Source organism: Bacteroidota bacterium (genome assembly GCA_018831055.1).
Taxonomy (GTDB): Bacteria; Bacteroidota; Bacteroidia; order Bacteroidales; family B18-G4; genus M55B132.
Map to the genome: position 1 here is coordinate 1 of JAHJRE010000203.1, position 11,155 is coordinate 11,155.

8 protein-coding genes are annotated in these 11,155 nt (G+C 42.1%); 5 read left to right on the forward strand and 3 right to left on the reverse strand.

Annotated elements, in window-relative coordinates:
* Nucleotides 1-345: 345 nt before the first annotated feature.
* From KKA81_13310 to KKA81_13320, 3 genes are all read right to left on the reverse strand, one after another.
* Complete coding sequence (locus tag KKA81_13310) at nt 346-2,430, reverse strand: hypothetical protein (protein ID MBU2651901.1); 2,085 nt, start codon at nt 2,428-2,430, stop codon at nt 346-348.
* A gap of 199 nt (nt 2,431-2,629) precedes the next feature.
* Nucleotides 2,630-3,472: a LytTR family transcriptional regulator DNA-binding domain-containing protein gene (locus tag KKA81_13315; protein MBU2651902.1), complete on the reverse strand. Its 843-nt coding sequence runs from the start codon at nt 3,470-3,472 to the stop codon at nt 2,630-2,632.
* A 232-nt stretch (nt 3,473-3,704) separates the two neighbouring features.
* Complete coding sequence (locus KKA81_13320) at nt 3,705-3,902, reverse strand: hypothetical protein (protein MBU2651903.1); 198 nt, start codon at nt 3,900-3,902, stop codon at nt 3,705-3,707.
* A gap of 255 nt (nt 3,903-4,157) precedes the next feature.
* Between KKA81_13320 and KKA81_13325 the strand changes: the two genes are divergently transcribed.
* From KKA81_13325 to KKA81_13345, 5 genes are all read left to right on the forward strand, one after another.
* The gene (locus KKA81_13325) at nt 4,158-4,550 is read left to right on the forward strand and encodes a BlaI/MecI/CopY family transcriptional regulator (protein ID MBU2651904.1); all 393 of its coding nucleotides are present in this window, start codon (nt 4,158-4,160) and stop codon (nt 4,548-4,550) included.
* Nucleotides 4,547-6,709 carry a M48 family metalloprotease gene (locus KKA81_13330; protein MBU2651905.1) on the forward strand — a complete coding sequence of 721 codons (2,163 nt, stop codon included), beginning with the start codon at nt 4,547-4,549 and terminating at the stop codon, nt 6,707-6,709. Before KKA81_13325 ends, KKA81_13330 begins: the two co-directional genes overlap by 4 nt.
* 109 nt (nt 6,710-6,818) lie before the next feature.
* Entirely contained in the window at nt 6,819-7,469 is a 651-nt protein-coding gene (locus KKA81_13335) for a hypothetical protein (GenBank protein ID MBU2651906.1), read from the forward strand.
* A gap of 47 nt (nt 7,470-7,516) precedes the next feature.
* Entirely contained in the window at nt 7,517-8,893 is a 1,377-nt protein-coding gene (locus KKA81_13340; protein MBU2651907.1) for an MBL fold metallo-hydrolase, read from the forward strand.
* Nucleotides 8,894-9,088: 195 nt separating this feature from the next.
* On the forward strand, nt 9,089-11,155 hold a 2,067-nt coding region (locus KKA81_13345), incomplete at its 3' end, for a hypothetical protein (GenBank protein MBU2651908.1).

Below are 11,155 nucleotides of genomic sequence, written 5' to 3' on the forward strand. Positions count from 1 at the left end.
TCGTCAACGGGTGTATTTACCCGTTTCGACTGATTTTCAGGAGAAAATGAGGGTAGGGAAAATGCGTAAAAGAGGAGAAAAGTGTGGGAAAATACGAAGGGGAAAATCTGGTAAGGTCCGGGTTTAATAGAACGCAGATGACGCGGATGCAGCGGATTTCCGCGGATTTTTATTTCAATGGATATAGACACCACAATAGACACAACAGGACACATTAGATTGCTTTAAAGTACTATTGTGCTCTACTCCCGATTTTCATCGTGACATGTCATGCCTAATGAGGTAAAACTCATTCACCATTCACCATTCACTATTGTATTTGTGGACTGTATCGCGCAGAGGTCTTCAATTCTTCAGGCAACGGACACTGCGTCCGAGAATCTTTTGTTCATCATAATTGATTCGGCTTACAGTTGTGTTTTCACTGTTTAGCATTCGGTACCAGGCTGTATTGGGATCTTTTTCTGTGGAAGACCAAAAATAGGCTTTCCATTTCATGTCCCAGAAATCCCCCCACCCGCCTATGCCCCCGGCAATTGCAGCAAAACCGCTTTGATTGTCTGCGCCGGCGTTGGGGGCAGACCAGAATTGCGTTCCTGTTTGTTTCATCAGTCCACCTGCCGTGTTTTCACCTCCCAGAAAATTTGTAAGCTCTGTCCACTCTGCGTCGGTAGGGATATGCCAGCCGGGTGGGCAAATGCCCTGCGCTCCCTGCTGGTTTTGATAGTTCATCAACTCTTTCCACTGGTAAAGGCCGCCAAAAGTGTCACAGTTTTCCTTAAGGTCCCATATGCACCATTTCTCTATCTTCCCGTTATTTGCCTGCTCATTGGCTACCTCTATCATTTCTCCAACGTCCAGGTTCTCCTTCATCCAGCACTGGTTATTGATTTGAACGGTATTGTATTTTTTCCCTGCATAGGTCACTGTAGGCGTACCCGGGCAGGGTATGGCCGGGGGATATGATTTTGTCTTAAATATGTCCTGTTCTCCGTAGTCCGTTCCTTTCTCATTGGTAGCATAAGCGCGGACGATATAGTTAGTATTTGACAACAAACCGGTCAACTGACACGAAAAGCTTCCTGTTCCTCCGGATCCGCTGCTGGAAAATGCATCATTAATAGTAGGCTCTTGCGATGTACTCCAGCATACCCCCCGGTCTGTTACAGTATAACCGCCATCGTCGGTCACCTTGCCCCCACAGGAGGCAGTGCTCCGCTGGATGTTGGTTACATCATTGGTGCTCACGGTTGGCTGTGGCCCCTTTTTAAGTGTCCACTCCTTGTTGTAGACTTCAAGATCTATATCAAATATCTTTTTACCGAAGATCTCCACTTCCGCACCCGCACCAATGGTAAAACCCGCATATAGCCCCCACCAGGGCACCTGGGGTAACTGGCCAATTCCCTTAGCATATCCCTTACAGTAAGCATACGGCCCCTTGACACCATATATTAATAACGTCATCTGGGGCTTGAGATATCCTTCTGCCTCCATGCTCAATCCTATTTCCGGAGGGGAAAAGTTAAGAGTATTGTTGAATGTCGAATAGGGTTTCCAGGAACCGGTGTACTTAACACCGGCGTTAAACCCCATGTCATCGATCACCGATGCATTAAGGGAAATATTCCCCGTAAGCTCCCCGCCCAAAAATAACTGAAACGTTGGTTTCAAGGGTACTGTAAGGCCTGCTACTTTTATTTCCTTTTTCTTGAAAATTACTTCTCCCAGATCCACTTCCCCGCTAAATCCTATACTGCCGGTAAAGTCAAGTTGCAGCCTTTGATTGGAGATAAAGCCACAATCCACATATTCCAATCCGCCCAAAACGGAATAGTCAATTACTGTGACAAGGTTCCAGAGGAAGGTGCAACTGCCCGTTATTTTAACCTGGTCATCTGTATTGGTGGTGTCACCATCCACATCTTTTAAAATAACATTGAATGAAATGGTAAATTCAAGCGCATCCGTTTGTTTCAGGTCACTTCTCATTACACTGATGCCTGGATAATTGAATTTGACGCTTTCAATATCTTCAACATCCAGAGGAGTATTGAGTATCACCCTTCCGCTTTCAATGGCATCTTCCAAAGAAGCCTGTTCTGTTTCCACTTCAACCCCATCCTTAGCCGAATTTATACTTTTGATTTTTCTGAGGCAGCCATTACCTGCGTTTGATGCCATAACATCTCCCACTTCGATTTCCATATCATTAAAACTGGTGTTGAATGTGTAAGTGTAGGTCGAACTGTCCATGGAAATATAGGTATCCTGCCATATCGTTTCATCAATTATTTTGGTGGTTTCCTTCAGAATAACAGGTTTATCTTCGGTCTCCTCCTCTTCATCTTTTTTACACCCTACTTGAAAAATTATTATACTGCCTAATACACAGGCTGCAAGCAATTGAAGTTTGAACTTTGTTTTCATTATTTTTGAGGTTGGTTAAATGCCTAAATGGAATTATAAACATGTTATTATGCCGAATGAAACCCCGGCAACATTGCCCTATATTGGCTTCACTGTCAAAGTTAGTCTGCAAAAGATGTTTTTTGAAAAAAAGTGGCGAACAATCCTTATTACGGGGCGAAAAAATGGGATTGGGATGGATGCCATTTACCCCTTTAATTCAGAGAGATTCTTTGATTTTATATAAAAATTGTCGCGAAACCGGAAGAGGTTCATTAAAGCCCTTGATAATTAGGGTGTGAGAGTTACAATTTCCAATGAGTTTTTCGATATAGTTGATATTTACCATACACATTCTATGGCAACGGATAAAGTTAGGGTACGGCTTAAGTTGTGTCTCAATATTCGTAAGTGTATTTCTCAGGAGTTTCTTCTTTATGTTCTCATCTTCCAGATAGTGGACTTCTATATAATTATCTGCGGATCTAATACAAAGAAGGTTTGAGGAAAGCAGGCAGAATTTCTCATTTTCATTCATGGAAACTAATTCAATGGATGTGTTTTGATAATCGTTTGCAAATTGTTCAGCCTTTTTCTGTAAAATTTCCTTTTCAATTATAAGTGCTTCATTTCTCCTTTTCAATGTTGCCATCCTGTCATAGGTTCTTTCGATAAAATATACAACGAGACAGATCAGAACTATTTTAAAAACAAGATAAACAGTAAGATTTACCGATCCGGCATAAACAAAATAGAAAAGGACAACAATGGTCCCGATACCATAGATTATAAAGTTTTTTATCCGGGAAGTTTTTGAAACATTCTGATTAAACTGATCATTGTTTTCTGGTTCGCAAGCAACAACAATCCGGGTAAAAAAGAATATAAGAAAGATAATAGCCCCCAAACCAAATCCAAAAAGGATACTGGTATCAAAATTAAAATGTTCAATCGGAAAGGGCTTAAATATTAATACAAAACAAACCACACCAATACTGAGGATCAGGGGAAAAACAAGGTCTCTGTTCAGAAGGCGAGATATTTTTGTTAGTTTTTTGTGCATTCCTGATAAGAGATGAATTTCCCATTAATAAGGGTAGTTTTTTATCTGAAAACGAAAAAATCACTTTTCAATCGTACTTTGTTGTCGAACAATTGTAGAATATATCAAATATACTTTAAAATTAACAGGGAAGGAAATTTTCTATGCTCGTAATGCTAAAATAAGTATTAGAGCTTATGCCTGTTACTGGTTCAGGTACTCCGGTATAACAAAAAGGATAAGCAATCCCTCTTTAAAGATGCAGCAATTCCTTGATATTTTTTCGGATGGTTGCGAATTCCTCTATAAAAACCACTATACCCAGTACAATGATCAGGCAGAGGATCACGGTTAAAAAGAACAGGCTTTCATCCCCCGGATGCCCGGTGCCCGCCTGAAGACTACTAAATGGGGTAACCATCATAATTAAAAAGAGAAATTTCCTGGTCATGACCTTCATAATTAACGGTATAAAGTTAGTTAATCTGATGGCCAGATCAAAATTTCCAGGATACATTTCCTGGATGTAGCTATGCAAATGAGTTTCATGATAACCTCAGGAATTCATTAATCCAAGTAACTCATTCGTAAGGTTTAACAAATTTTAACAAAAATTACGAAAAAATTCGTAATTACCTCTTGCTTTTACGAAACTATTCGTATATCTTTGTACGAAGATATTCGTAGATTAAATTTTTAATTTACCATGAACAAGGAAAAGAAGAATAATCAGCCAACAGACTCCGAGCTCGAGATCCTGGGTGTACTTTGGGATAACGGTCCCAGCACGGTCAGGTTTGTCAATGAGTATCTGAGTAAACGCAGGGATATTGGTTACACCACAACCCTCAAGATCATGCAGATCATGCATGAAAAGGGCATGTTGCAGCGGGAGGCCGATGGCCGCATGCATGTTTACACTCCCATGCTGAGTGAAAAGGAGACTCAGGGAAAGCTTATCGACCGTTTGCTGGAGACTGCCTTCGGGGGTTCGGCCAGCCGCCTGGTAATGCAGGCATTGGGTAACCATGAATCCAGTCCGGAAGAACTTGAACAGATCAAGAAACTGATAAAAAAGCTGGAGGAGGGAAAACAATGAATGCATTAAGCAGTTTGCTGTCAGCCGATTGGGTGCAGGCTTTGGGGTGGACACTTGTTCATTCCCTGTGGCAGGGTGCAGTGATCTCCATCCTGGTTGCCGTTGCCATGATCTTCCTGCAAAAATTCTCCGCACGTATACGTTACTTTATATATGGTATGTCGCTGGTCTTATTACTGGGGACTTCCATAGCAACTTTTATTAGAGTTTATGAAGTGACACCTGCCGCTGCTCTTCAGGATCAGTCGATGGTAGCAGAAGAATCCGGGAGTTCCGTTTTTGTCATTTTCGCCGATGCCATGCTGAGTCAGAATACTGCCATGAGCTGGGAAGAAGCCTGGAATTCGCTGAAAGATTATGTGATGCGCAACATCCCGTTGCTGGTTGGGATATGGTTTACGGGTATGATCTTTTTCTTTTTGCGTTTCCTGGGATCACTGGCATATACACGCCGTCTGAGGCATTATAAGGTCTATCCTGCTGATGATTTGTGGTTGCAAAAGATCAGAAATCTTTCCGGAAAGTTTGGGATACACAAACCCGTCAGGTTGATGCAATCGGCAGTGATCCATGTTCCGGTAACCCTGGGATATTTTCGTCCGCTGATCCTTGTCCCGTTGGGTTTTTTCATGCAAATGCCCCCCGACCAGATCGAGGCTGTTTTAATGCATGAGATGGCTCATATCCGGAGAAAGGATTATCTGATCAATCTGATCCAGACCATCCTGGAGGCTGTATACTTCTATCATCCCGCCATTTGGTGGATATCAGGAAATATCCGCATTGAAAGGGAGAATATTGCCGATGATATGGCTTTGCTGTTCACCAGCAGCCATCTTACCTATGCCCATGCCCTCGCGTCCGTTCAGGAACTCAGAAACCGTGAGGCCATCATGGCCCCGGCATTTTCAGATAACAGGAATTTATTGTTGAACAGAATACAACGTCTTATGAAAAAACCAAGATTAATCCCCAATTATGCCGAAGGATTTGTTTCGGCCCTGATCATAATGATAACCATTGCTGCCATTTCAGCTACGGCTGCTATATCTTTCAGGACGGATTCCCCGCTGAAAGATCTGGAGACCGTTGTTGAACCGGCTTTGTCGCCACCGGCGCCGCTTAGTCGTATTGAAGCGCTACAGGAACCTTCCATTAACCGCATTCCGGCAATAAATACAGGTCAGCTTCCTTTACAAATGCTTGCATTGGGACCGGTTCCCATGCTTCCTGATACCAACCTCAAATCCAAAGAGGCCGAAAAAGCCGCCCAGGAAGAAAAAGTGAAGGAAGCCAGGGAATATGCAGAACAGGCTGCCAAAGCCCGGGAAGAATATCATCAGAAGCTTCGTGAAGCCCAGGTAAAACAAGAGGAACTTATGAAGGAATACCAGGAACAGTTGCAGAAAATCAGGAAAGAGCATGAGGCAAAGTATGATGAGATCATGGAATCATATAAAGAGTCTATGCATTGGTTCCAGGGTGACAGCAATTCGTACGGGTATTATTTTGTCGATCCCGATCGTGGGAATGTTTTCCGGTACAGAAGCTATGCCCCATACGGGAACATTGATTCACTAAAAGACCAATTTGATTATCAATTCCGGTGGGAATCCCGTGGCGACGATACATCCTTTGTTTATTACTCTGTCCCCGAAAGGGAATTATTCCCGGGAAGGAGCCCCAGGGTAATTGTACAGCGTGGTGACCGGAATATAGTCAGGATACCCGAAGATATCGGGGAGATTGAAATCGTTGAGGAGTTTGAAAGTCCGGAAGAGATTATAATAGACACAGAGATTGATATTCCTGAAGATTTATATTTTGATTATCGCTGGGATGAGGATAATAACTACCGTCGTATCCATAGAGATAAAGACCGGTCTGTACGCTATATGAGCCGGACTGCACCGGAAAAATATGTCCCCTTTACCAGTATCTTTGGGCAGTCGAAACTGGAACGCATTTTTAAAGACGAAATGGAAAAGGATGGTTTGATTGATATGGGAAAGGATTATATCATTACCCTGAATTCCAAACAAATGCTTCTGAATGGTGAGAAGCAATCCAAAACTGTCTATAAAAAATACCGCAACCTGGTTGAATCGTTCAAGGGAGAGGAAATGGAGGAAGACTTTGAATTCAGGATGGTGCTTTGATCCTGATAAACTCCTTTTGTAAAAGCATGCCGGATTTATAGGGCATCAGTTCTTTTTTACTTAATTTTGGCCGGATACATTGAGAAAACCTATTAATCTTTTTCCGGCCATGCTTAAATATCAGTCACTGAGATTCATTTTCATTGTTTTTTGGTTCCTGGCGGGTTTTTCCACTGCATTATCCCAGAAGGCAAAACCTGTCCAGGTTTCTTTATTTAGTCCCTTGCAGATTGTAAAAAAGGATTACAGTATCCATGGAATCCGTTTAAACCTTATTTATGGCGTTAATGAAGACATGAACGGGGTAGATGCAGGGTTTATCAATCAAACCAACGGAACACAGAGAGGGGTACAATGGGGGATAGTGAACATCGGGAAGGAGAATTTTTACGGTTTTCGTTATGGTTGGATCAACCTCCTGGATTACCATTTTCATGGCTTGAGCACAGGGGGTATTAACATTAATAAAGGCAATGCCGACGGATGGATCAGTGGCGCCGTGAATGTTGTCCTTGGCAAGGTACAGGGCGTGCTTTCGGGAGGTATCAATGTGATGCAGGGGGATTATTTCTCAGGACTTCAGCTCGGCGCGATAAATATTATCGATCCCGACAAGATCCAGCCTGGGAACAACAAGGGAGTTCAGATCGGATTGTTCAATTACGCCACCAGTCTGAGGGGTGTGCAATTCGGGTTGATCAATATCAACAGAAGCGCGAAGATCAAATTCTTTCCTATTTTGCTGATTTCCCGGAAATGAAATCGTGTAAATAAATAATGAAATATCTCTCCAACCCATTTTAATCCATGAAAAACAAAGACCTTAACATCAGTTTCCGTTTCCTTGGCGCTGCCGGAACGGTTACAGGCTCCAAAACCTTAGTCACTTTTCCTGATTACTCATTGATGGTTGACTGTGGCCTTTTCCAGGGATTAAAACACTTGCGCGAGATGAACTGGGAAGATCTTGATCAGGAGGCGCTGAATGCTTCCTGTATCATTCTGACTCACGGGCATCTGGATCACGTGGGTTATCTCCCCAGGATGGTGCGGCAGGGCTTTAAGGGGAAGGTTTATTGTTCTCAGCCTACAGCCGATCTGGCTGCCATCATCCTGGAAGACAGTGCCAGGATACAGGAAGAGGATGCCGAACACGCTAACCGGCACGGCTACTCAAAACATGACCCCGCCTTGCCCCTTTACGACCAAAAGGATGCAAAAAGGGCAATTGCTTTGTTGCAGCCTGTCGATGTAAATGAGTGGTTCAGGCTTACGGATGACCTCAGGATACGTTTCCGCATGAACAGCCATATCCTGGGTGCCACATTCGTGGAGTTGGATTACAGGGATACTTTAATCGTTTTTTCAGGAGATACGGGAAGGCCATTCGATCCTATTCTTGGTCCTCCCGAAAGGCCGTCCCGTGCCGATTTCCTGATCATAGAATCAACCTATGGTGACCGGAACCATCCCAATGATGATACGGAAGAACAGCTTGAGCGGATCATTAAGGAATCTGCAGGGAGCGGAGGCACATTACTGATACCCAGTTTCACGGTCGACAGGGCCCAGGATTTCCTTTATTTCTTCTGGAATCTCAAAAAGAATAATCGTATTCCGGATATACCGGTTTATCTCGACAGTCCTATGGGTATCGATGTAAGCAAGCTTTTCATCGATTATCCCAGCTGGCGGAAGCTGGAGCACAGGGCCTTCCGGGAGGCTTTCAGCCACACCCGTATGGTGCATTCTATCAACGAAACCGAAGCACTAACCCGTGATAACCGGCCCAAGATCATCGTTGCCGGTAGTGGGATGATGAACGGAGGCCGTATCCTGCATTACCTCGAGCAGCATCTGGGAAACCCGGCCTCAACCATCCTTATCTGCGGCTACCAGGCAGAAGGAACCCGAGGGCGCTTACTAAAAGACGGGGCAAAAGAATTGAAGATACACGGCAGGTTTTATGAAGTGAAAGCCAGGGTTGCAGAGATCCGGACCATGTCGTCTCACGCCGACCAGAACGAACTCATGGAATGGATATCCCTGATTAAGAACAAGCCAAGAGCTGTCTTCATCAACCATGGAGAACCGCAATCGGCCAACGCCCTGCGTGTGAAAATCAACCACGAAAAACACTGGAACTGCGCCGTGCCGCGAATTGGGGATGTTTTTGCATTTTAAATAGACGATGGATAATTTTGCCGGCTGGCAGGTAACAATCATTTCATCACAAAATCCACCTAAATTCTAAAGCAAGATACAAGTTGCTGCCTGCAGGTTGCAGGATTTCTGCATCCTGCTTTATAAGTTCTCCTTGACTTATTAAAAAACTCTCCATATCTTTAAAGAATTATCAACAATCAGAAAACAATCATCATGAAACGGATCGCCCCCCCCGTTACAATTATTCTAATGGTCATATTATTAATCATTTGTGCTCTTTCCATGAATTTGCACTCCCAAACCATTGTGATTGACAGCACCTTTACATCTGATGCGGTTTTGCATCCTTTTGGGCCGAATGACACGCTTTACAGCCTGAAGATCAGCGGAAATATACAGTTAAATACGGATAGCAGCTTGATCAGGGTTATCGTTGGAAATGAAGATTCTGTTGAGTATATGGTTTATGAAGCTTTTCCTATGATTTCAAATAGCGACTACTCGTTTTCCCTTGAGTCTGATGAAACAAATTACCTAAATGCTTTTGAACCAGAATATCTCATGATAGTTATTCTGAACAATGTAATTTTCACTTTAGACAGTCTTAATGATAATGAGAATTTTCAGGATGAACTGGACAGTTTACAGAAAGATTCAAAAAGTGCAAAAGACATAGCTAAAGCAATCAGTATTAATAGCTATATCACAGCAAACAATATGCATTGGACGGCTGGAATTACAAATATGGTTAATTATTTTTTCCATGAAAAAAAGTGCATTTTGGGTTATGATTATAATCTCATGGGAATTGATTATTACCTATCAGGGATTTACGAAAGGATTAATGAGAATTATTCAACCATCGATAATACTGATTTAGTCAAGGAATTTTCATGGAGAAAAAAGCATGATGCACACCTTTCGGGATCCTTATATTTTGATGGGGATGAGGAGTGGCACAGTGGCTGGTTAACACCAGTTGAAAATCAATATCCCTGCGGAAGCTGTTATGCTTTTGCCGCAACAGCTTTACTAGAAACAATGACGAATATTTACTTTAATCATGAGAATCATTATGATATTGATTTATCAGAAGCAGAAGTATATAATTGCAGTCAGGGATGTTATTGTAACCCGCCCGATCCGGGCTCAGGTGGATCTATTAATTCAGCGGTCAATTATTTGAAAAATTCGGGAGTAGTAAATGAATCCTGTTATGAATATTCAATACCATACTGTGACCCAGTTCCAAGACCATGCGATGATTATCCTGATTGTGAAACAATAATGGAAAAAATCACAGCAACAGGAATCATAAGCTTAGATACTTCAGACAATAGTGATGAGAAAATAAAGAGATTTATTATGGATTATGGCCCCTCCACAATTAATGTTTCAAATTTTCAAGGCCAATCCCTGTCTCATAGTATGTTATTGGTGGGGTTTGAATACGATGAAGAGAACGATCGAACTATATGGATAATGAAAAATAGTTGGGGCGTTTATCCAAATCAGCCACCCCCTTTACCACCTCTTTCAGCTGATGGATATATCAAGCAGCCATTAGATATTAATAAGATTAGTCATTTCAGATGTTTGACTGGTGTTAGTGCTGAAGTTAATAACTATACAAGAAAATGCATAGATATGGATAATGATGGTTATTATAATTGGGGTGTGGGTCAGAAGCCGGAAAACTGTGAGACTTGCAACCCTTTAGCCGACTGGAATGATAATTATAATAGAATTGGACCACAGGATGACAATTATTATGGACAAGAAGTTAAACCTGGCTTGGAAGTTTATTTGGGACATCCTCAGTTTGGAGGCAGACGTATTGAAAATAATGGATTCTGTAGTTTTACATCATCAGATTTAACCAACGGAGAATTGATTATTTATCTTAAAAATACAGGAAATGCCCAGTTAAACTTTACATACAATCCCATAACCGGTGATATGCCTGTTTTTGAAGTCTCCGATGCAGGGAATTGCTTCGAACTGGATCTGAACGATCTGGACGAGAACCCTAATATATGCAACCTTACAGCATTTAAAGACATTAGCATAAGCTATGACATTAACTGCCCCATATCAGAAGATGGATTTAATAAAGCAACATACTTTATAGATATCCACCAGGATGACGAAGATGTGGTAGATGATATTGAGTTTACCCTGGTTTACTTCGACTGTAATATTGATCAATATTATGACGAAATAGAAGAGTATACCTTATGGGATGATGTTATGGTAAAGAACCATGATATTTATATCAAA